This window comes from Paenarthrobacter nitroguajacolicus (genome assembly GCF_051027655.1).
Lineage (GTDB): Bacteria > Actinomycetota > Actinomycetes > Actinomycetales > Micrococcaceae > Arthrobacter > Arthrobacter nitroguajacolicus.
This window is the reverse complement of the sequence record NZ_CP073234.1, coordinates 2520687-2542026: the sequence shown is the minus strand read 5'-3', so window position 1 is coordinate 2542026 and position 21340 is coordinate 2520687. Positions and strand designations below refer to the sequence as shown.

Genomic DNA, 21340 nt, shown 5'->3' with positions numbered 1-21340 from the left:
CTCTCGTTGTCTCGGCCGGGGCCGAGTTATTTTCAGTTTCAAACTGCTGACCGTGCAGCAGAAGTTTTGTCGTGTCCGGGTTAGGACGTGCGGGACGTCAACCAGATCGTGAATGCGATGATGACACCCAAGCCGGCAACCCAAACAAACAGACCTTCAGATACCGGGCCAAGTGCGCCCAGGTCTGCGCCACCGGGGGACCCGTTGGCTTCGATGGTCTTCAGGAAGGTGATGATGTCGCGCTTGTCCTCAGGGGTGACGTTGGAGTCACTGAAGACGGGCATGTTCTGGGGACCGGTAACCATGGCTTCGTAAATGTGCTCAGCGCTCACACCTGCCAAGGCCGGGGCAAACTTGCCGCGGGTCAGGGCGCCACCGGCAGCAGCGGCGTTGTGGCACATGGCGCAGTTGACACGGAAGAGTTCGCCACCGTTGGCTGCGTCTCCCTTCCCGTCGAGGAGGTTCTGTTCGGGAATAGCGGGACCTGCACCGAGGGATGCAACGTAAGCAGAGAGCTGCTTGGTCTGTTCCGCATTGAACTGGGCGGGCTTCTGCTGGGCCTGCGGTCCGCTCATCTGCATGGGCATGCGGCCGGTGCCAACCTGGAAGTCAACTGCAGCAGCACCCACGCCGACCAGCGAGGGGCCGTCCTGGGTTCCGCTTGCACCCATGCCGTGGCAGGTGGCGCAGTTAGCGGCAAAGAGCTTGCCGCCTTCTTCTACGTCACTTGCGCTGAAGCTTGTGGTGCTGGCCTTGGCCTGGTTGACAGTTGTGGCAACGGCGTACAGCCCACCAGTGAGGAGGAGGCCCATCAGCAACAGCGCAATGGCTGCCAGTGGGTGACGTCGCTTCTGCGAGAGTGCCTTCACGTGGTGGTTCCTTTATTCGATCCTGCGTCGGCTCCGAGAGCCGCTTCTTGAAATTCTGCCTCTTGTAGAAAAAGAGTCAAAGCCGGGCTTACTTCAGAACGTAGATGACCAGGAAGAGGCCGATCCACACAACGTCAACGAAGTGCCAGTAGTACGAGGTGACGATCGCCGACGTCGCTTCAAAGTGTCCGAACTTCTTGGCTGCGAACGCGCGGCCGATGATGAACAGGAATGCGATCAGGCCGCCGATGACGTGGAGACCGTGGAAGCCCGTGGTCATGTAGAAGGCGGAGCCGTAAGCGTTGGACGACAGGGATACATGCTCGGAAACGAGCATGGCGTATTCCATGGTCTGGCCGGCTACGAAGAAGGCACCCATGACGAACGTGAGGGAGAACCATTCGGTCATGCCCCAACGCGTGAACTGCAGGAGCCCACCGGTGCGGCGCGGCTCGAGCCGCTCGGCGGCAAAGACGCCCATCTGGCAAGTAAAGGAACTTGCCACAAGGACGATGGTGTTGACGAGCGCAAACGGGAAGTTGAGCTTGGCCGTCTCCTCGGCCCACATCGTTCCTGATGTGGAGCGCAGGGTGAAGTACATGGCAAAGAGGCCGGCGAAGAACATCAACTCACTGGACAGCCAAACAACGGTTCCAACAGAAACCAGGTTGGGGCGGTTCAGCGTCGGGTGCGCCGGGGTACTGGGGGCATGGGTCGCAGATGTCACAAGGACATTATGTCTGTAAAAGTCCAGACTTCCCAATGCAAACCACCGATTCGGGAGACTTTTTCTACAAAGACGCGAATTCGCGCGGAAAAGTTCCCGGCCTCGTTCACATTGGTCATCGGCGTGGCTGGCTCGATAGCATCAGGGAGTGACTTCTCCGGCATCGGCACCTGCAGCCAGTAATACCTGGCCAGGGCTCATCTCTGCACTGATCAACGGCGACGACCTTGCAGTGGGCAACACAGAGTGGGCCATGAACACGATCATGTCCGGTGAAGCGACTCCCGCTCAGATCGCCGGCTTCCTTGTTGCGCTTCGTGCCAAGGGAGAGACGGTGGAAGAATTGGCCGGCTTGGTTGCGGCCATGGTCCAGCACGCCAATCCGATCGATATTTCCGGTGAGAAGCTGGACATCGTAGGAACCGGCGGGGACCGGTTGAACACCGTGAACATCTCCACCATGGCCGCGCTCGTGGCCGCTGGAGCCGGGGCCAAGGTGGTGAAGCACGGCAATCGGGCTGCGTCGTCCACATCAGGATCGGCCGACGTTCTGGAAGCCTTGGGCGTCCGCTTGGATCTTTCGATCGAGCAGGTGGCGCGGAACGCCGAAGAGGCGGGAATCACTTTTTGTTTTGCCCAGGTCTTCCACCCGTCGTTCCGGCATACAGCTGTTCCGCGACGCGAACTGGCTGTACCCACGGCCTTCAATTTCCTGGGGCCGATGACCAATCCTGCGCACGTGCAAGCCTCCGCCGTGGGCGTAGCGAATGCCCGCATGGCGCCGTTGGTGGCAGGAGTTCTGGCCCGCCGAGGCAGCCGGGGCCTGGTGTTCCGTGGTGACGATGGACTGGATGAATTGACCCCCACGGGCCCCTCCACCGTCTGGGAGATCAGGAGCGGAGCAGTCAGGGAACAGGTGTTTTCTCCTGAAGACCTGGGGATCCGCCCCTCGACCGTTGCGGACCTTCGCGGTGGGGATGCCGCTGCCAATGCGGCAGTAGTGCGCGAAATCCTGGAAGGTAAGACGGGGCCGGTGCGTGATGCCGTTCTGCTGAACGCCGCGGCTGGACTGGTGTCATTCGACCTCGACGCCGACGGAAGCCTTGAGGAGCGGATGCGCACCGCTTTTGCAAGAGCAGCAGAGTCCGTTGACTCCGGTAAGGCCGCCGAAGTACTCGCTAAGTGGATAGCCCTCAGCCAAAGCTGACGATGGGCGGCCCCGCCGTTATTCGGAGTTGTTACTCGAATCCGAGCGCGAAAGCTGCATCAAGGTCGTGCTGTGAGTAGGCCCGAAAAGCGATGTGGGTGGTGGTGTGGACCACTGAAGCAACCTTTGACAGGCGATCGGCGATCACGTCGGCTAGTTCGTCGTGCTTGGTCACCCTTGCCACCGCGATGAGATCCCATTCGCCGGTGACGGAGTAGACCTCACTGATGCCCTGAATGGCCGAGATCTGTTCGGCGGTCTCCGGTATGCGTGAGGCATCGGTTTTGATCAGGACGAAAGCGGTGATCACGTGGGGCCTTTCCGGAAATGCATCGTTGCGGACGGTTTCCAGCCTAGTGCATTCCCGCTGGGCGTGGCTTGATCACGCCCGGCGTTGCCGCTTACGCGACGCCCGCAGTAGCAGCGTCGCAAGGACCCGGTACCCGAGAAGGAATACGCCGAGGCTGATCAGCGCCACGAGGACAAAAGGCAATACGACGGTTTGGCCAGTGACAGCCCTCAATAACATTCCCACCAGCACCGCACCGATCCAGATGCTCACCCCGGATGGCCATACAGCCAAGGGTGCACGCCACGCGCGAGTGACCACCCACGCAATTGCCGCTCCGGCCAGGAACGGCCATGCTGTGGCGAAGGCTCCCGAAATGATGTCTCCGCGGGCGTGTGCGTCGCGGCCGATCGCGGCGAAGACAAGAATCAGCAGAAGGTCGGCAATAGCTGCGGGAATCCACAGTCGAGATGGTGAAGACATACTGCTGACAATATCCGGGCCTTCCTTCATGCGCGAAGCCGGCTCCTGGGCCACAGCCCTTGCGTGTGGTCCGATGGGCCGTCACCATGAGGGCAGGTGCCCACGTGGCACCGCAGATTTGTGGCAGCGCAGTTTTGGAGGATGCCGTGCGATTTGTCCAAGTGGCCCAGCATGCCGAAGATCTTCAAAGGGCAGCGGCTTTCTATACAGTGCTGTTGGACGCCGAACCGAGCGCCATCTTCGATCCGCCCGGCCTCCTGTTCTTTGATGTCGACGGGGTTCGGCTCCTGTTGGAGAAAGGTGCACCGTCGGCGCTCGTTTACTTCGAGGTGGCAGATCTTGAAGGAACCGTGGCAGATCTTCGGCGCAGGGGAGTGCGCATCATCACCGCGCCGCACGTGATCCATATGCATGAAGACAGCACTTTGGGACCCGCCGGCTCGGAAGAGTGGATGGCCTTCATCGAGGACAGTGAGGCCAACACTGTGGGCCTGGTGAGTCGGATACGCGTGTCGGGGGACTGACTAGCAGTGACCGCTCCATCACCACGGCGCCTGGTGCCGGGTCAGCAAAAGCCCTTTTCGCCGTCGGGCGTTGTGTGGGCGATCTCACGGTACTAGCCTCGGACGGGGACAGGCTGTTCTCGACGCGTCCCTGGAGGAGCAGCGGATGCAGAAGATTTCCACTTGTTTATGGTTCGACGGGCAAGCGGCTGAAGCCGCCGGGTTCTACACATCGACTTTCGATCATTCATCCATGGGACAAACCATGCTGGGGCCCGATGGAGAGGCGCTCACTGTTGAGTTCGAGATCGAGGGCAGACAGTTCACGGGCCTCAACGGGGGACCGGCATTCTCGTTCAATGAGGCTGTGTCGCTGGTGGTCAATTGCGATTCTCAAGAGGAGGTGGACAAATACTGGGACGCCCTGCTTGTCGGCGGTCAGGAGAGCCAATGCGGATGGCTAAAGGACAAGTTCGGCCTGTCGTGGCAGATCGTTCCCACAGCGATGAACGGACTGTTGGCGGGCCCCGATCCCGAAGGTTCACAGCGTGCCCTCGAGGCCATGATGAAGATGCGAAAGCTTGACATCAATGTTCTGCAAAGGGCGTACGACGGCGACTAAACGCTATGGGGGACAGGCGCCGGTTGGCACTGTTAGCATTGCCGCACGATGACGTGTGACTATCACAACAATGAGGAGAACTGACCAATGACGACCCGCCTCAACCCGTACATTTCATTTCGCGATAACGCGCGCGATGCAATCACTTTCTACGAATCCGTCTTTGGCGGCGAACTAAACATCAGCACCTTCGGCGACTACCAGGCCAGCGAAGATCCAGCGGAAGCCAACAAGGTCATGCATGCCATGCTGGAAACTCCAGGCGGATTGACGTTGATGGCTGCCGACACGCCCACCGGAATGGAGTACAACCCTGGTGACAACATTTCGGTCTCCTTGAGTGGAGACTCGGCGGATGAAGCGGAGCTCCGCGGGTACTGGGACAAGCTGATCGACGGCGGCACCGTGACAGTCCCGCTGGAGATGGCGCCTTGGGGTGACACCTTCGGAATGTGCGTAGACAAGTTCGGCATCGGCTGGCTGGTCAACATTGCAGGAGCACAGCAGGCCCAATAACTCTGCTCGTGGCCGGCCGGAAGCCCGGCGGCTTAGGACAACAACAGGGATGCCTATCCGGATTGCCGGATGGGCATCCTTTTTGGTTCCCCCCCGATTGAGCACACGGCTGGAGCTCGCCTGCTTGTCACAGAGCCTGTTGATGTTGTCACAAATACTGTATGAGAAATGAAGAAAGTGAGATACTTGTGTCAAGTAAACGGCTGGTTAAGGATTTGTAATCATTCAATCCTGCCTTGTCGCGGCCACATCTGCGTGATAACGTTTCGCTTGCTATTGCATATGGGGGTTCCACAAGTTATTTACGTAGCGGTTAGACCGTCATTTACGTAGATTTACTCATTGATCTCAAGGGAAACAAATGAAAAAGACCATCACAACTCTTATGGTTGCGGGAACCGTCATGTTCGCTGGTATTGCACCAGCCGTAGCCAGCACCTACCCGGCACCAGGCAATGAGCAAGGAACCGTCTCCGACGGCACGATTGACCGCGGTGAAACCATCACCTTCTCCGCCAGCGGATACCTCCCAGGCGAAACCGTCAGCATCAATTTCGAGAAGAGGGGTGGACCACAGGGGAGCGCTCCAGCGAACTTCAGCGTTATCGCCAACGGTGATGGCGCCATCACTACGAGCGTCACCTTCGAAGACGCCGGAAGCTTCATGATCACAGCCGTTGGTTCAGAGTCCGGAGTTACTCGCTCTGCGCGGGTGGCTGTAAACAACGGCAACCACGGACGCGGAAACAACGGCAACGGTAAGGGGGGTGGCAACCGTGATTCCGATTTCGTTGCTGTCTCCAGCGTCACGGACGCTCGTGCAGCAGTAGGGCCGGAGAAGTTGGCTACTGATCCCGGCCTCATTGTTTGGGGGCTGGCTGGAGCAGGCGTCCTGGCAGCGGGCGCCGCATCGGTAGTGATTGCACGCCGACGCTCTGGCGCCACGCCGTCCGATTAGACATTATCCATAAAGGCAGGGTGGGTGTCTCTTTGAGGGAACACCCACCCTGTTTTGTTGCAACCCGCGAGTTTGGCTGGGTACTCAGAGGTGGCAGGGCGGTCGTCAATTCTTAGTTCTGAAAATTCCGTTGAATTCTCTGAATAATTGACTTGAATTGGTAGTCCAGTAGCGGCCCGATTGCTTCCTGTATGCGCGGTCTGCCCAGAGTCGTGCCGGGTTCGTTTCGCCCTGGGGAGTGTCAATCACTTCGTTACTTTACATAATGTAGATTATCGGCGTTATTGGAGTGTCCCTGGAAGCGGCTAGGGCTGGTTGGTGTGGTCGCTTCGAATGCGTCCAGAGCGACCACACCAATGGACGCGTTACACCGAGACGTAAGCAGCCAGATGCTTGCCCGTTAGCGTTGGCTTATCCGTCACGAGCTCAGCCGGCGTTCCTGCGAAAACGATCTTGCCGCCGTCGTGTCCGGCGCCTGGTCCAAGATCAATGATCCAGTCAGCATGTGCCATGACAGCTTGGTGGTGTTCGATGACAATCACCGATTTTCCGGACTCAACGAGACGATCCAGCATGCCCAGCAGGTTTTGGACATCAGCCAGGTGCAAGCCGGTAGTCGGTTCGTCCAGGATGTAAATGTCTCCCTTTTCGGACATCTGCGTTGCCAGCTTGAGCCGCTGGCGCTCACCACCGGACAATGTGGTGAGTGGCTGCCCCAGCGTTAGGTAGCCAAGGCCAACATCGGCAAGGCGATCGAGAACCTTGTGGGCAGCCGGGGTCCGGGCTTCGCCCTCACTGAAGAACACTTCAGCCTCATCCACAGACATTGCAAGCACCTCTGCAATATTGCGTCCACCCAGCCGGTACTCCAGCACAGATGCCTGAAAGCGCTTTCCTTCACACTCTTCACAGGGTGACTCAACGGTGGCCATCACACCCAGGTCCGTGTAAATCACACCCGCTCCGTTACACGTTGGGCACGCGCCCTCGGAGTTCGAACTAAACAGTGCCGGCTTGACACCGTTGGCCTTGGCAAAAGCCTTACGGATGGGTTCCAGCAGGCCTGTATACGTGGCGGGGTTGCTTCTGCGGGATCCGCGGATGGCGCCCTGATCAATCACCAGGACACCATCTCGCTTGGCTACGGAGCCGTGAATCAGCGAACTCTTGCCGGACCCGGCCACCCCGGTGAGGACGCAGAGAACGCCAAGGGGGATGTCGACGTCGACGTTCTTGAGGTTGTTTGTTGAGGCCCCCCGGATTTCCAAATGACCGGAGGCGGAACGCACACTGTCCTTGATGGACGCCCGATCATCCAAGTGGCGCCCGGTGATGGTGTCGCTCCCCCGCAATCCCTCAAGGTCGCCCTCGAAGCAAACCGTGCCGCCTCCGGTCCCGGCGCCGGGACCCAGGTCAACCACGTGATCAGCGATCGCGATGGTTTCCGGCTTGTGTTCCACCACCAGCACCGTGTTGCCCTTATCGCGAAGCTGCAGCAGCAACTGGTTCATTCGCTCGATGTCGTGTGGGTGCAGGCCAATGGTTGGTTCGTCAAAGACGTAAGTAATATCCGTGAGGGACGACCCCAAGTGCCGGATCATCTTTGTCCGCTGGGCCTCTCCCCCGGACAACGTTCCCGCGGGTCGGTCAAGGGATAGGTAACCCAATCCGATTCCGGCGAAAGAATCAAGGAGGTGCTGGAGGCCCTTGAGCAGAGGAGCTACGGAGGGCTCATCAAGTTCGCGAACCCAGTCTGCGAGGTCGCTGATTTGCATGGTGCACACGTCAGCGATGCTCTTGCCCTTGATTTTGGAGGACCTTGCCTCGGGGCTCAACCTTGTGCCTTCGCATTCGGGACATGTGGTGAAGGTTATGGCACGCTCCACGAAGGCGCGGATGTGCGGCTGCAAGGCGTCTACATCCTTGCTGAGCATCGACTTCTGGATCTTGGGAATCACGCCTTCGTAGGTGAGGTTTATCCCCTCCACTTTGATTTTGGTGGGCTCACGGTAGAGGAGGTCGTGAAGTTCCTTCTTGGTGAACTTTGCGATGGGCTTGTCCATGTTGAAGAACCCTGAGCCGCTGAAGATGCGTCCATACCAGCCATCCATGGTGTAGCCGGGGATGGTGAGGGCGCCTTCGCTCAAGGATTTGGTGTCGTCGTAGAGAGCCGTGAGATCAAAGTCGTTGACCGAGCCCATGCCCTCACAGCGTGAACACATGCCGCCCAAGCGATTGAACGTGGCCTTCTCGGTCTTTGTTTTGCCTTCTCCGCGTTCCACTGTGATAGCGCCGCTGGCCTTTACCGTGGGCACGTTGAATGAGTAGGCGTTGGGCGAACCAATGTGGGGCTGGCCAAGGCGGCTGAACAAAATCCGCAGCATGGCATTTGCGTCCGTGGCGGTACCCACGGTCGAGCGCGGGTTGGAGCCCATTCGCTCCTGGTCCACGATGATCGCTGTCGTCAAGCCTTCAAGCACGTCGACGTCGGGCCGCGCCAGGGACGGCATGAAGCCCTGTACAAAGGCGCTATAGGTTTCGTTGATCATGCGCTGCGACTCTGCGGCGATGGTCGCGAAGACAAGTGAACTCTTCCCGGAGCCGGAGACGCCCGTGAACACCGTGAGCCGGCGCTTCGGGATCTCGATGCTGATGTCCTTCAGGTTGTTTTCACGTGCACCCTGGACCCGGATCAAATCGTGGGTGTCCGCAACATGGGACCCGGGAGATTGCGTGTCCGTGCTCGTGGCAATAGTCATGATTTCTCCATCTGTTAGGCGGCGCTGCCCAACAGTCCCCCGTCGGCGTCGCCTGGCTCTCTCTGACCGGCAACGGTCAGTACGTTTGATTCTGCCATTGTCTTCCTCGGTTTACTCGCTAAGAATGAAGCATGCCGGTATACATGAGGTCCCTTGAAACCGCCGTTCCGCAAACCATCCTTGTCCAGCAGCAAGCCCGTGACGTTTTCGCATCCCAACCCGGGCTTACAAGTCTGGGAACGCGCCTCGTGAGCACTTGTTTCGACTCAGCTGCCATAGATACCCGGTACACCGCTGTAGCAGAGCTCAGCCTTGACGCACATCCTGAGAATCCGCAGTTTTTCGATCCCGAAACCAATCGGGTCCTGAGCCCCAGTACGAAAGTGCGCAATGAGATCTTTGCAACTGAAGCCACCAAACTGTTCGTGGAGGCCGGCAAAGCCGCAGTGGCTCAGGCGCCGGGGATCGACCTGGATGACATCACGCACGTCATTACCGTGTCCTGCACAGGATTCTTCAATCCCGGTCCGGACTACAAGGTGGTCAGGGCTCTGGGGCTCAACCCCGCCGTCCAGCGCTACCACCTTGGCTTCATGGGCTGCTATGCAGCTTTCCCCGCGCTCAAGGCAGCCAAGCAGTTCTGCCTTGCCGACCCCACTGCGGTTGTGCTGGTGATTTGTGTTGAACTCTGCTCGTTGCACGTGCGGACCTCAAACGACCCGGACACGATCATGGGGTCCGCGATATTCGGCGACGGTGCGGCGGCCGCCGTCGTAACTGCGCGGGAACTGCAGGGACCCGAGCCGGCCATCCGGCTGGACCACTTTGAGACGGTCCTGACGCCTGTGGGCGAGGAAGCGATGGCCTGGAACATCGGCGACGAAGGATTTGAAATGGTCCTGGGCTCATACGTCCCCCACATTATCGAGGAACACATCACCGGTGCCCTGGCGCCGTTGCTCGCCAAGGATCCTTCAGTGGCGGCCCTCCCCTACCGCGACATTACCCACTGGGCCATCCATCCCGGCGGCCGCAGCATCCTGGACAAGGTTGAGTCGAAGTTGGAACTCACCCAAGAGCAGTTGGTTCCGGCGCGGGAAACACTGAGGGAATACGGGAATATGAGCAGCGCTACTGTGTTGTTCGTCCTGAAGTACATGCTGGATCAGCCGGTCAGTGAACGTGAGGAGCGTATCTGTTCAATGGCGTTCGGCCCCGGCCTGACGGTGGAGACGGGACTTTTTACGCTGGTCTCCCCTGCCCTGTGAGGCCTTGGGGATCCCTCCATGAAAGGGACCTGCACGCCGTCGAGGAGATGGACAAAGCTGACTGCGATCCCAGGCGCCTTAACAGGACTTACGCTCGTTTTCCTGTGGTGAACAGGCTGTTATCGGGGTGGCGCGGGACGTATCGTCGACGACTCCGTCCGCTGTTGGTAGCCAATGGTTCGGCGTCCGTGCTGGACATCGGAGGTGGCAGCGGTGATGTGGCTCGGAGCCTTGCGCGGTGGGCCCGGCGGGATGGCTTCAGGCTCACCGTGACAGCGATTGACCCGGATGAGAGAGCCTTTGCCTTCGCCTCCAAAGCGCCTCGCGTGGAAGGTGTCAGCTACCGTAAGGCTCACAGCTCCCAGCTGGTCGCTGAAGGGCGGAAATTCGACGTCGTCATCTCCAACCACATCCTTCACCACCTGGATCCCGGGCAGCTTGCGGCAGTCCTCCACGATTCGGAGTTGCTAAGCCGGAGGCTTTGCCTCCATAACGACCTCACTCGCAGCAACATCGCGTACCTGTTGTTCCTGGCGGGCTTTTGGCCGTTGGGCGTCGGCTCCTATATTTGCGGGGATGGTTTGACGTCCATCAGGCGCAGTTACACCGCGGCGGAACTGAAAGCCGTTGTTCCATCCTCATGGTCTGTGCAACGAAACGGGCCGTGGCACCATCTCCTCTTTCATGAAGGTCCGGTTCGTAAATTTCCCCAAGCTGATGCCGGGCACCCATTGGAGGACCGTGCCTGACGTCGTGATTGTCGGTGCGGGGCCAGTAGGCCTGTTCATGGGGGTTCTGTTGCTCCAGCGGGGGCACCAGGTCCGCATACTGGAGCGCCGGAGCAACAGGAGTAACAGTTCGAGGGCCATCGGAATCCACCCTCCGGCATTGGCGGAGCTGGCACGCGCGGGAGTCGCCGACCCTTTGGTAACTGCCGGGATCCACATTAGGCGGGGTGTGGCGTACAGCCGGCGACGGCGGGTGGCCGAGCTAGCGTTCGACGGCGACGCTGCCTTTCCCTTCATCCTTGCCGTTCCGCAAATGATCACCGAGGAAGTCCTGGAGTTGGCGGTAAAGGAACTGGATGCCGATGCGGTCGTCCGGGGTGCCGACGTCCAGGAGATTGACGCCACCGGGAGTACCTTGCGAGTCCGCGCAGATTCGCCTTCCGGCAGTTTGCAGGTGGGAGCCCGTTTGGTGATAGCCGCCGACGGAGCGCATTCAACCATCCGTCGACGCTACCTGCCGGGTGTGCCCGCCCGCAGCTATCCGGACTGTTACATCATGGGCGACTTCCCGGATGACACCGGGCATGCCTCCGACGCCGTCTTGTACCTGGAACCCGAAGGAATCGTGGAGTCTTTTCCCCTGCCAGGAGGTGTCCGCAGATGGGTTGTCAGGCTGGGCGCACCGCACAGGAACCCGACGCCGGTGGGGCTCGCCGGGCTGATCACAGCCAGGACCGGTGAGGTGCTGGACATAGCCGGCAACTCGATGCTAAGTGCTTTTGAAGTACGGTCGCGGCTGACTCAGCGCATGGTTCACGGCAGGGTGGTGTTTCTTGGGGATGCGGCGCACGAAATCAGCCCCATCGGAGGGCAGGGAATGAACCTTGGCTGGTTGGATGCTGCAGCTCTGGCCCCCATCATGGATGCATCCCTGCGGGGCGCCAACGTAGGACGCGATGTGGTGAATTTCGAGAAGTTACGCAGGAAAGCGGCGCTTCGCGCTTCACGTCAGGCAGGGCTCAACATGGCACTGGGCAGACCGCTGCCGCCTCCCGCCATGTCAGCAAGGAACATGCTCTTCGCAAGCGCCTTGGCTGTACCGGCAATTTCAGAACTGGTGGAGCGTCGCTTCACCATGCGTTAGGTATTTCCGGGGCGCGGGCTATTCCGGCGTCGTGTAGTAGCAGTCGTACGTGTCCTGGCTGATGATCAGGCCATCCCGCAACTCGAAGACCGCTGTGCTCCTTGCTCGGATGGTATCGCCGCGGTCCCAGTGCGGCAGGTCAAGAAGCAGCGTGGCTGACCAGTTCATCTCCAGCACCACCCGGTTGTCCTGGCTTGTTGTGCGGACCACCTCAAAACGCTGATCGGAGACGATGTCCTTGCTATGGTCGGCGCCAGCCAACGTTTCTGCCAAGTTCCGGGTGGAACCCGTTTTGGACAGGGCGTGCGGCCACTCCGTGAGCTTGAAATCGTCGGCCAGGAAAGGCCGCAGTTCGGCAGCCCCGCCACCGGCTTCAACCGTTCGAACAAACCCGAGTACACAATCCAAAGGGGTGGAATCGATCATTCGTCGAGCCTAGCCCACACTCGCGAATGCCCTCATCGCGTTAGGCTCACTGTATGACGCACCAACCTCATCCTGAGGCCACGAGCCCCGCCACGGACTACAACCCCACCCGGATACGTGACGCTGTCCGACGGTTGCTTGATGCAGACGGGCTCCCGACCATTGTGCAGGCCGGGCACCCCGTACTGCGGCAGTTGGCGGCCCCGTATGACGGCCAGGTTGATGATGCCGAGTTGGCCGCTTTCATCGAACGAATGAGGGACGTCATGCATGACGCCCCGGGCGTTGGACTGGCCGCCCCACAGCTGGGCATCCCCCTGCAGCTGGCCGTCCTTGAAGACAAATATGAGGTGGACCCGGAGTCTGTCGCAGTGCGTCACAGGGAACAGCTGGAATTTTTCGCGGTCATCAACCCGGAGTACCGTCCACTCGGTACTGAGACGGCCTCGTTTTATGAAGGGTGCCTCTCCGTCAGCGGGTATCAGGCTGTTGTGACACGACACCGGAACGTCGAGTTGCGTTACACAAGTCCCGCGGGCGAACCCGTGGAAGAGTGGTTCTCGGGGTGGCAGGCCCGCATTGTGCAACACGAAACGGACCATCTCCACGGCATCCTGTATCTGGACCGGGCCGAACTGCGCTCCCTTTCCAGCAATGCTGAACACTCGGCCCGGTGGTTCGCGCCGGAGATTGACGAGGCCCGCCGGGCTCTGGGATTCCTTCGCTGACGTAGAATCCGGCCAGTACGGCTACGGCTGGTCCTCCGGTTGATTGGTGTCTGTTGGAAGGTACTGCGCCCACCAACGGAGAATGTGGTCAAAGCGCTGCCTCCGGTGATGTGGCGTCCCGGACCGTGATAACTCGTGGTCTTCCCCAGGAAAGATCAGCAGGGAAGTGTCCACGCCCTGGGCCTTCAAATGTGCGTAGTACCGCTGACCCTGTTCGATGGGGCACCGTAGATCGTTCTCGCTGTGAATCACCAGGGTAGGTGTGTCGACACGCGAAACTACGGCCATGGGACTTTGGGCCGTCATCTGTTCCGGTGTCCCTCCGGTGTATTCGGCCCCGAAGAACCAACCGATGTCAGCGGAACCCGAAAAGCTGACCGGGTCCAGGAAGCCGCGCTCCACAATCGCACCCTTGAACCTGTGATCGTGGGCGATGGTCCAGGCGGTCAGGTAGCCACCATAGGAACCCCCCATGATCCCCACCCGGTCTTTATCCAAGGCGTCAAAGGAGGCCAACGCTGAGTCGAGGAACGCAAGCACGTCCTGCATATCCAGCGTCCCCATACGATCCTTGATGGCGCGCCCATGGGCTTGGCCGTAGCCGGCGGATCCTCGTGGATTGCACATGACAACTGCGTACCCTGCAGCGGCGTAAACCTGCGCCTCATCGAAGAATGCGCCTGTGTACTGGGAGAAGGGGCCGCCATGGATGGTGAGTAGGACCGGGTGTGGGCCTGGGCCATCAGGCAAGACGACCCAACCATGAAGGGGGTGTCCGTCGGTGGATTCGGCGTCGAAGTCCAGAGGTTCCGTTACACGGGAGTTGTTGCGCAGGATGGCGGAGAAGTCCGTGAGGAGGCGGATCTCTCCCCGTTCAAGTGACGCGACATCTCCCACGGTTGAGGAATCGGAGAAACTTACGGCAATTTCCCCGTTGGCAGCCACCGTCGCCCCAACAACTACCCGGGCACCGTGGACCAGGGGTGTGATCCCACCTTCCGCCGTGACGTCCAGCAGTTCGACACTTCCCAACGCTGTGTTCAGCACCAGCACACTGGCTGGTCCGCTGGGTTCCAGCGGACCGGACACGTCCAAATGTTCCTCGTCGGTCAGCGCCGCAGCCTCTCCCCCTGCGATGGGCATGACGTACAGAACAGAATTCCGAGCCACAAAGTCCTTGCCGGTGTGTCCTAAGTTCTGGGCCACGTAAAACAGCCAACGGCCGTCCGTGGAGGCACGGACAGCAGTGACAGTCTGCAACGTCTTGTTGGAAGGTTCGACGACGGTCGGCCGGCCGCCGCCGGCGCCCATCCGATAGACGGAGGTGACCAGGTCGTCGTCGTGCCCTTCATGGAGGGCGGCAACGAAGTACAGGTGGGAGCCGTCAGCTGAAAAGCACGGCGACTCGTGGTCCGAGTCGCCGAACGTGACCTGCTGTGCAGCAGGAACCCCCGTAACCGTCCGCGTCGGCTGTTCATGGGCGGCCCTCCCGCGCGGAACAACCACCGGTTCGCCGCCCAGCTCCGGGACTTCAACCACAAACAGCTGCTGACGCTGGTCTGCCGTATATCCGAGGCCATTCATCCTGTATTGGTTGGTGGTGATCAGGCGGGCATCTTCACCGCCGGATGGGACCCCATCCACCGTTCCGTAACGGCCTTGCTCGGGCACGCGGGCCTCGAACGCGATGCGGTGGGAATCCGGCGCCCACACGAACCCACCCACGCCGGCCTGCTGGTCCGTGATCCGTTGGGGCTCGCCGCCCGCGGCCTCCACGACGAATAGTTGCGGCTTGCCATCCGGGTCGCTCCTGAGGAACGCCAATACCAGGCCGTCGGGAGAGAAAGCCGGGGCACTGTCCCGGAAGCCGCGTGTGATGCGTCGCGGATACTTGGTGGTATCCAAAGGAATGCTCCACAGCTGGCCGACATAGCTGTCAGCATCAAAGTCCGGCCTCACGACGGAAACCACCGCCTTGCTGCCGTCGGGGTGGATTGCCGGGGCGGACACGGTGTTCAGCAGATGCAATTGCTCGGGTTTCACGTTGGTGAGCCTAGCCCGGCGGTTCCACGCCCGGCACCAGACACTCCGTCCGCCGTAGGATTGAAGCCATGTTGTCCCACGCTGTTGCTGCCCTCCGCTGTCCTGTTTGCCAAGGGACGTTCCAGCTCAGGGAAGGCCGGCAGCGGACTCTCGCTTGTGAGGCCGGACACCTGTTCGACGCCGCTAAACAGGGCTACTTCAACCTGCTGACAGGCAAAGGCACGGTCTTCGAAGCCGATTCTGCGGACATGGTGGCAGCTCGTCACAGGTTCCTGGAGGCCGGACACTATTCCGGTCTTGCCCGAGCCCTTGCCCAGGCCGCCGCCGGACCACTTCAACGTCCCGACGCGCTGGTTCTGGACGCCGGAACCGGGACCGGGCACTACCTGGCCGCAGTCCTTCAGATGTCAGGGGCGACGGGAATCGGTGTGGACATTTCCAAGTTCGCACTGAGGCGCGCCGCCCGGCTCAATCCGCAGGCCGCCAACCTTGTTTGGGACATTTGGCGTCCGCTGCCCATGGCGGATAACACTGCGGACGTGGTCACGGTGGTCTTTGCCCCGCGAAACCCCGCCGAGTTTGCCCGTGTGCTGCGCCCCGGGGGCTCGTTGATTGTTGTGACACCCAGGCCAGGCCACCTCGCTGAGATCGCAGCCCGGACAGGGATGCTTGGCATTGAAGAGGGCAAGGATGAGCGGCTGGCAGAATCCATGAAGGGCTATTTTGACTCTGGCACCAGCCAAAGCCTGGACCTTCCCTTGCTGCTGAGTGGCCAGGAGGTAGCTGACCTGGCCTATATGGGTCCGGCCGGGCACCATCTGAAGCGTGGGGAGTTGGCCGAATTGGCAACCTTGGAAGGTTCCGTGGCAACCACAGCGAAGTTCCGGATCAGCGAATTCGTCGTCTCCTGACGTGGGACGGAACGTCGGGCTAGGATGGAGGAACAGTGACTGTGATCCCGCTCGCGGGATCCGGGACCAAGGGGGAAATGATGTTTGAATGGCTCGGCGAGAATTGGTGGGCCCTCTGGCTCACGGTCTTCCTCGCGTTCGCAGTGGTGGAGATGCTTACCCTCGACCTCTTCTTCATCATGCTGGGCGGCGGTGCCCTTGCCGGGCTGATCGCAGACTTTGCGGGGGCCGATTTCTGGCTCCAAATCGTGATCTTCTCAGTGGTCTCCCTCCTGATGATTGTCTTTGTCCGGCCCGTAGCAATGAAGCACCTTCACAAGGGACCGGCGGAACAGCGCAGCAATATCGACCGGCTCATCGGTCAGTCCGCTCTGGTCATTGAAGCCGTGAGCGGAACCAGCGGACTGGTGAAGATCGGCGGAGACGTGTGGAGCGCCCGCAGCACGGCCGGTGTTCTCGACGCCGGTTCGACGGTCCAGGTCACCAGGATCGACGGCGCGACGGCGGTAGTAGCCTCGCCTGCCGAGAACAGCCCGCGCTAGGCGCGCCCTTTGAATTTCAGCGGTTGCCGATCCGGGCAGCCTGCCCGGGTCCAGTCGCATCAAACCACGCAATTGGGGAATGAAGGAGATGTATGGACGGCTTAGGAGGAACAGCAGCGGCAATTGTGCTGATTGTTCTCGTCATTTTTGTCATCATCGTGTTGGTCCGTTCGGTAAGGATCATCCCGCAGGCACGTGCCGGCGTCGTTGAACGCCTCGGCAAGTATCAGCGGACGCTCAACCCGGGACTAACCATCCTGATCCCGTTCGTCGACCGGCTGCTGCCGTTGCTTGACCTGCGTGAACAGGTGGTGTCGTTCCCGCCTCAGCCGGTCATTACCGAGGACAACCTGGTGGTCTCGATCGACACCGTTGTCTACTTCCAAGTCACTGATCCCCGGGCGGCAACCTACGAGATCGCCAACTACATCCAGGCCGTGGAGCAGTTGACCACCACCACACTTCGTAACGTGGTGGGCGGGCTCAACCTCGAAGAAGCCTTGACGTCCCGCGACCAGATCAATGGCCAGCTGCGTGGTGTCTTGGACGAAGCTACGGGCCGCTGGGGAATCCGCGTGTCCCGCGTCGAGCTGAAGGCGATTGATCCGCCCCACTCCATTCAAGACTCGATGGAGAAGCAGATGCGCGCAGAGCGGGACCGCCGTGCTGCGATCCTGACGGCTGAAGGCACCAAGCAGTCGCAGATTCTCACCGCCGAAGGGCAACGGCAGGCAGCCATCCTCGCGGCTGAAGGTGACGCGAAGGCGGCCATCCTCAGGGCAGACGGTGAAGCCCAAGCCATCCAGAAGGTCTTCGACGCCATTCACAAGGGCAACCCGGACCAGAAGCTCCTTGCGTACCAGTACTTGCAGACACTCCCCAAGATCGCCGAGGGAAGCTCGAACAAGCTCTGGATCATCCCGAGTGAAGTCGGCGAGGCGCTCAAGGGTATCGGCGGCGCCCTTGGAGGCAACAACGGTGACTCCCCCGTTGGTCTCTTCGGAAACAATGAACAGTCCAGGGCTTCAGAGCCGGCAGCAGCAGCCCCGCAGTCTCGGCCAGCGGAATAATCCACTGTCGCAGGGTCAACGAGCGGTCAGCCCTTCAGGCTGACCGCTCGTTGTCTGTGGGTTCCTTTTGAGTAGTGGGCGCTGAACCGCGTATAATGGGATATTTGTCCGGCTGGTTCAGCGTGGATGGAACATTAAAGCTTGGCCAGGCGTTGCAATTAGTGATGCAAGGTGTGCAGAAGTAGTCCGTAAGGATCGTGAAAACGGCTTACGGCTAGCGCGGAGTTCCTGCTCCGCGAACAGACAGAGGGAGTAATCATGAGCGATCGCAGCCTGCGGGGTATGCGTCTTGGCGCCCAAAGCATGGAAACAGAATCCGGCGTTGAACCGGCACCGCGCCAGCGGGTCGAGTACCGTTGCGAGGATGGCGAGCAGGTCTTCGTGACCTTCTCCTCCGAAGCGGAGATTCCCCCCGTATGGGTTTCCAAGACCGGCAAGGAAGCACTGCTGGTTGATGGCGAGCGACCTGTGGACGCCAATGAGAAAGCCGTCCGCACCCACTGGGACATGCTGCTGGAGCGCCGCAGCCTTCCCGAGCTCGAGCAGATCCTCGAGGATCGTCTGAACATCCTGCGTGAGCGCCGTGGAGAGCGCCGCTCCGCATAAAATCGGTTGCTGATTTAAAGACAAAGGCCGGGTCCGGTTCCTCTTGGGAACCGGACCCGGCCTTTCTGGTTGGAAAGGTACGAGCTACTTTGCCACGGCGGGCGACTTGCGGGTGAGTTTTTCCCAACGTGCTGCCAGTCCCCATTTGGTGACGTTGATCATGGCTTCCACGACGATGTTGCCGCTCATCTTCGATGCCCCGAGCTCACGTTCGACGAAAGTGATGGGACGCTCCTCGATGCGCAGGCCAAGCTTGGCCACGCGCCATGCGAGGTCAACCTGGAAGCCGTAGCCAACCGACTCCACTTCGTCCAAGTTGAGCGCCTCCAGCGTGCTGCGGCGGAATGCCCGGTAGCCTCCTGTGACGTCCTTGATCTTGACGCCGAGCATGATGCGGGCGTAGGTGCTGCCGATGCGGGAGATTGCCTGGCGGTAGAGCGGCCAGTTAACCACGCTGCCACCGGGAACCCACCGGGACCCCATGGCGAGGTCTGCACCCTCCTTGACGGCGTCGAGCAGAAGCGGCAGTTGCTCCGGCTTATGCGAACCGTCGGCGTCCATTTCAACCAGGACGTCATAGCCTGCAGCCAGTCCCCACTTGAAGCCGGCGATGTAGGCGGCCCCAAGGCCTTCTTTGCCCTTGCGATGCAGGACATGCACCTGGCTGTCCTCTGCCGCGAAGCCGTCGGCAAGCTTTCCCGTGCCGTCAGGGCTGTTGTCGTCGACCACCAGGACATCGGAGTCGGGTACTGCTGCGCGCAGCCGTCCCAGTGTCACGGGGAGCGATTCCAGCTCGTTGTAGGTGGGAATGATCGTCAGGACACGCAAGAAGAGGCCTTTCCTTGATGGAGCGGTCAGTGTGCCGGAGCAGCCTGGCGGCTGGCGTTCTGGCGCAACTCTCCATTATAGGACGACGGCAAGGATTCATTTGGCGGTTGTGGTCCCGGACACATGGTCCGGGTACTGGCAGGACATTGATGGGCAGGTCCACAAGCCCGGGACCAGTGGCGCTGAGCGATTGGAATCGCCAACGAACTGTTTTCCGGGTCGCTGTGGACCTGCCCACTCATCTGCCGCCACCATGAACACGCTCCGGCCACGACCGGACCACCACGCCACGGCCGCAGCCCCTGCGTTGATTGTCCGTTGAGCCTCAATGCTACGGACTCACCCTAAGCTGTCAATCAGCCTATGACCTGCGGCTTCGTTCATTGCCCCAGTTCAGGCGCCGCACGGCAGCGGCAAAATCCTGCCTCACACCCTCAGCGACTCGTGGGCGAACAACTCTCGACCCTCGCGCACTGTCTGAAGGCAACGGGGGTCGCCGCCGGTGTCCAGGGCCGGCAAAAGGGGCGTCCGTGCCCGTGGATCAGTGCTCCAGGACTGAACGCGGCTATCAGCCACTTGGACCATCAGTTCGTCCACTTCCCACACAGCGAAACTGGCCGGCGCGCCCGGGACCAATTGGCCCATCAGCGGGTTCCGGTGTTTGGTAGCCCGCCACCCCGCCCGTGTATGGCCTAAGAATGCGGCACGAGCCGAGATCCTTTGCTCCGGGTTGCTGTGCTCCAGGCAGGCTCGTACGCTCGACCACGGGCGGAGAGGGGTGACAGGGCTGTCACTGCCGAAAGCGATAGGGACGCCGCTTGCGTAGAAGGAAGCAAAGGGGTTCATCGTTTGGCTGCGGCCACCCAGGCGCTGTTCGTAGAGCCCGCCTGGTTGACCCCACGCAGCATCGAAACCGGGCTGCACGCTGACTGACACTGAGTACTTGGCCAGCCGGTCGATGGCGGACTGGTCAGCCATCTCCACGTGTTCCAGCCGATGGCCGGCTGCCCGGAGGCGCTGTTCGCCCACCTCGTCAGCCGCTGCGTCCAATGCTTCCAGCACCGCCCCCAGCCCGGCGTCACCTATGACATGAAACCCAGCCTGAACTCCCAGGAGGGACGTGGCCACAAGGTGTTTGGTGGCATCGGCCACTGACAGGTACAAACTGCCGCGTTGGCCCGGTGCATCGGAATAGTCATCCACGAGGGCCGCTGTGCGGGAGCCGATTGAACCGTCAATATTGAGGTCGCCGGCAAGGCCCAGGACCCTCGCGCCTAAACCGTCAAGAATAGCTTGGGCGTGATCCTCCGAGGTAGCCAACTCGCCCCAATAGGCAAGTACCTCCGGCCGGTTCCCGTGTTCGTTCCAGGACATGGCCATCCTGAGGTCCTCGGCCCCGCAAATATGCGGTGCGGACATCTCGGCCAAGGCGACATATCCGTGCGAAGCGGCCTCCTGCAGGGCTGACTCCTGGTATCCGCGCCGTTCGTGTTCCGGGAACTTCCGTGCAGTCAGCCGGGCGGCCGTATGTGCCGCACGAACAACGCGGGCGGTGCCGGAGAAACCATCGAGGCCATCCAGCCCTGCGGCCGCGGCCAACGACGACGAAACCAGGGCGGAGTGGACGTCGATGCGTGACAGGTAGACAGCCCGCCCGGCAGACGCCCTGTCAATTTCCTCCGAGGTGGGGAGCGTGGAGTCGTGCCACGTCGTTTCATCCCAACCGTGGCCCAGGACTGTGCCCGAGCCGCTGGCGGAGGCAACGGCGTCGAGTAGTTCCTTGGCCGAACGTACGCCGTTGAGCTGCAGTCCGGACAGGGCAAGGCCTGACTCCGTCAGGTGTGCATGGGAGTCCACGAATCCCGGCGCCAGGAGGGCTCCGCGGAGGTCAATGACCTCCATGGATGAGTCAACTATCGATGTGGCAGCCTGTTCGGAGCCGACCCAAGCAACGGTATCCCCGTCCACCACCAGCGCGGTGGCAAAAGGATCTGCGGCGGTATAGATCGAACCGTTGCGGTACATCGTGACCTTGCGGTCCTTCGCGGTGCGGTCCTGGCCGGCTGGCACGCCTGGCTGATTCATGCGTTGTGCTCCTCGAGCGTTGAAAACA

Annotated in this window: 22 protein-coding genes; 13 read left to right on the top strand and 9 right to left on the bottom strand. The window is 60.7% G+C overall.

All coding sequences use genetic code 11. The features are described 5' to 3' along the window. Nucleotides 1-80 precede the first annotated feature (80 nt). On the bottom strand, nt 81-869 hold the full coding sequence (gene qcrC, locus KCX59_RS12085) for a cytochrome bc1 complex diheme cytochrome c subunit (protein ID WP_091467705.1): 789 nt from the start codon (nt 867-869) through the stop codon (nt 81-83). Nucleotides 870-957: 88 nt separating this feature from the next. Beyond that, the gene (gene ctaE / locus KCX59_RS12080; RefSeq protein WP_081589141.1) at nt 958-1596 is read right to left on the bottom strand and encodes an aa3-type cytochrome oxidase subunit III; all 639 of its coding nucleotides are present in this window, start codon (nt 1594-1596) and stop codon (nt 958-960) included. A gap of 148 nt (nt 1597-1744) precedes the next feature. Between ctaE and trpD the strand changes: the two genes are divergently transcribed. Further along, entirely contained in the window at nt 1745-2803 is a 1059-nt protein-coding gene (gene trpD / locus KCX59_RS12075; protein WP_179016570.1) for an anthranilate phosphoribosyltransferase, read from the top strand. 31 nt (nt 2804-2834) lie between these two features. Here the strand turns inward: trpD and KCX59_RS12070 are convergent, their stop codons facing one another. Both KCX59_RS12070 and KCX59_RS12065 read right to left on the bottom strand, forming a co-directional pair. After that, nucleotides 2835-3113 carry an Lrp/AsnC family transcriptional regulator gene (locus KCX59_RS12070; RefSeq protein ID WP_017197606.1) on the bottom strand — a complete coding sequence of 93 codons (279 nt, stop codon included), beginning with the start codon at nt 3111-3113 and terminating at the stop codon, nt 2835-2837. 72 nt (nt 3114-3185) lie between these two features. Next, entirely contained in the window at nt 3186-3575 is a 390-nt protein-coding gene (locus tag KCX59_RS12065; protein ID WP_166660280.1) for a DUF3054 domain-containing protein, read from the bottom strand. A gap of 146 nt (nt 3576-3721) precedes the next feature. On the opposite strand from KCX59_RS12065, the gene KCX59_RS12060 reads away from it, so the two are divergent. The 4 genes from KCX59_RS12060 (at nt 3722) to KCX59_RS12045 (ending at nt 6174) form a co-directional block, all read left to right on the top strand. After that, nucleotides 3722-4099 carry a VOC family protein gene (locus KCX59_RS12060; protein WP_179016637.1) on the top strand — a complete coding sequence of 126 codons (378 nt, stop codon included), beginning with the start codon at nt 3722-3724 and terminating at the stop codon, nt 4097-4099. A 145-nt stretch (nt 4100-4244) separates the two neighbouring features. Next, nucleotides 4245-4700, top strand: coding sequence for a VOC family protein (locus KCX59_RS12055; protein WP_179016571.1), 456 nt, complete (start codon nt 4245-4247; stop codon nt 4698-4700). 87 nt (nt 4701-4787) lie between these two features. Continuing rightward, nucleotides 4788-5216: a VOC family protein gene (locus KCX59_RS12050; RefSeq protein ID WP_091467702.1), complete on the top strand. Its 429-nt coding sequence runs from the start codon at nt 4788-4790 to the stop codon at nt 5214-5216. Nucleotides 5217-5577: 361 nt separating this feature from the next. Then, the gene (locus KCX59_RS12045; protein WP_179016572.1) at nt 5578-6174 is read left to right on the top strand and encodes a hypothetical protein; all 597 of its coding nucleotides are present in this window, start codon (nt 5578-5580) and stop codon (nt 6172-6174) included. Nucleotides 6175-6539: 365 nt separating this feature from the next. Here the strand turns inward: KCX59_RS12045 and KCX59_RS12040 are convergent, their stop codons facing one another. Next, on the bottom strand, nt 6540-8933 hold the full coding sequence (locus KCX59_RS12040) for an ATP-binding cassette domain-containing protein (protein ID WP_179016573.1): 2394 nt from the start codon (nt 8931-8933) through the stop codon (nt 6540-6542). A 131-nt stretch (nt 8934-9064) separates the two neighbouring features. On the opposite strand from KCX59_RS12040, the gene KCX59_RS12035 reads away from it, so the two are divergent. The 3 genes from KCX59_RS12035 to KCX59_RS12025 are packed head-to-tail and all read left to right on the top strand — an operon-like array spanning nt 9065 to nt 12073. Then, nucleotides 9065-10201: a type III polyketide synthase gene (locus KCX59_RS12035; protein ID WP_179016574.1), complete on the top strand. Its 1137-nt coding sequence runs from the start codon at nt 9065-9067 to the stop codon at nt 10199-10201. Then, complete coding sequence (locus KCX59_RS12030; RefSeq protein WP_179016575.1) at nt 10198-10950, top strand: class I SAM-dependent methyltransferase; 753 nt, start codon at nt 10198-10200, stop codon at nt 10948-10950. The genes KCX59_RS12035 and KCX59_RS12030 overlap by 4 nt, the downstream gene beginning before the upstream one ends. Further along, the gene (locus KCX59_RS12025) at nt 10943-12073 is read left to right on the top strand and encodes an FAD-dependent oxidoreductase (protein ID WP_179016576.1); all 1131 of its coding nucleotides are present in this window, start codon (nt 10943-10945) and stop codon (nt 12071-12073) included. Before KCX59_RS12030 ends, KCX59_RS12025 begins: the two co-directional genes overlap by 8 nt. Before the next feature lie 18 nt (nt 12074-12091). On the opposite strand, the gene KCX59_RS12020 is transcribed toward KCX59_RS12025, so the two are convergent. Then, nucleotides 12092-12499 carry a nuclear transport factor 2 family protein gene (locus KCX59_RS12020; RefSeq protein ID WP_017200970.1) on the bottom strand — a complete coding sequence of 136 codons (408 nt, stop codon included), beginning with the start codon at nt 12497-12499 and terminating at the stop codon, nt 12092-12094. A gap of 53 nt (nt 12500-12552) precedes the next feature. Between KCX59_RS12020 and KCX59_RS12015 the strand changes: the two genes are divergently transcribed. Then, nucleotides 12553-13227: a peptide deformylase gene (locus KCX59_RS12015; RefSeq protein WP_179016577.1), complete on the top strand. Its 675-nt coding sequence runs from the start codon at nt 12553-12555 to the stop codon at nt 13225-13227. A 21-nt stretch (nt 13228-13248) separates the two neighbouring features. Here the strand turns inward: KCX59_RS12015 and KCX59_RS12010 are convergent, their stop codons facing one another. After that, nucleotides 13249-15270 carry a S9 family peptidase gene (locus tag KCX59_RS12010; RefSeq protein ID WP_179016578.1) on the bottom strand — a complete coding sequence of 674 codons (2022 nt, stop codon included), beginning with the start codon at nt 15268-15270 and terminating at the stop codon, nt 13249-13251. A 68-nt stretch (nt 15271-15338) separates the two neighbouring features. On the opposite strand from KCX59_RS12010, the gene KCX59_RS12005 reads away from it, so the two are divergent. From KCX59_RS12005 to KCX59_RS11990, 4 genes are all read left to right on the top strand, one after another. Continuing rightward, a complete protein-coding gene (locus KCX59_RS12005; RefSeq protein ID WP_179016579.1) occupies nt 15339-16181 on the top strand; it encodes a methyltransferase domain-containing protein in 843 nt (280 codons plus the stop codon). A gap of 80 nt (nt 16182-16261) precedes the next feature. After that, nucleotides 16262-16723, top strand: coding sequence for an NfeD family protein (locus tag KCX59_RS12000; protein ID WP_043471323.1), 462 nt, complete (start codon nt 16262-16264; stop codon nt 16721-16723). A gap of 92 nt (nt 16724-16815) precedes the next feature. After that, nucleotides 16816-17793 carry an SPFH domain-containing protein gene (locus KCX59_RS11995; protein WP_179016580.1) on the top strand — a complete coding sequence of 326 codons (978 nt, stop codon included), beginning with the start codon at nt 16816-16818 and terminating at the stop codon, nt 17791-17793. A 258-nt stretch (nt 17794-18051) separates the two neighbouring features. Beyond that, nucleotides 18052-18399, top strand: coding sequence for an RNA polymerase-binding protein RbpA (locus KCX59_RS11990; protein ID WP_011774875.1), 348 nt, complete (start codon nt 18052-18054; stop codon nt 18397-18399). Between the two features lie 84 nt (nt 18400-18483). Here the strand turns inward: KCX59_RS11990 and KCX59_RS11985 are convergent, their stop codons facing one another. Together KCX59_RS11985 and KCX59_RS11980 are read right to left on the bottom strand one after the other, a co-directional pair. Further along, nucleotides 18484-19227 carry a polyprenol monophosphomannose synthase gene (locus tag KCX59_RS11985; RefSeq protein WP_091470758.1) on the bottom strand — a complete coding sequence of 248 codons (744 nt, stop codon included), beginning with the start codon at nt 19225-19227 and terminating at the stop codon, nt 18484-18486. 426 nt (nt 19228-19653) lie between these two features. Continuing rightward, nucleotides 19654-21312 carry an amidohydrolase gene (locus tag KCX59_RS11980; protein WP_179016581.1) on the bottom strand — a complete coding sequence of 553 codons (1659 nt, stop codon included), beginning with the start codon at nt 21310-21312 and terminating at the stop codon, nt 19654-19656. Between the last annotated feature and the right edge of the window lie 28 nt (nt 21313-21340).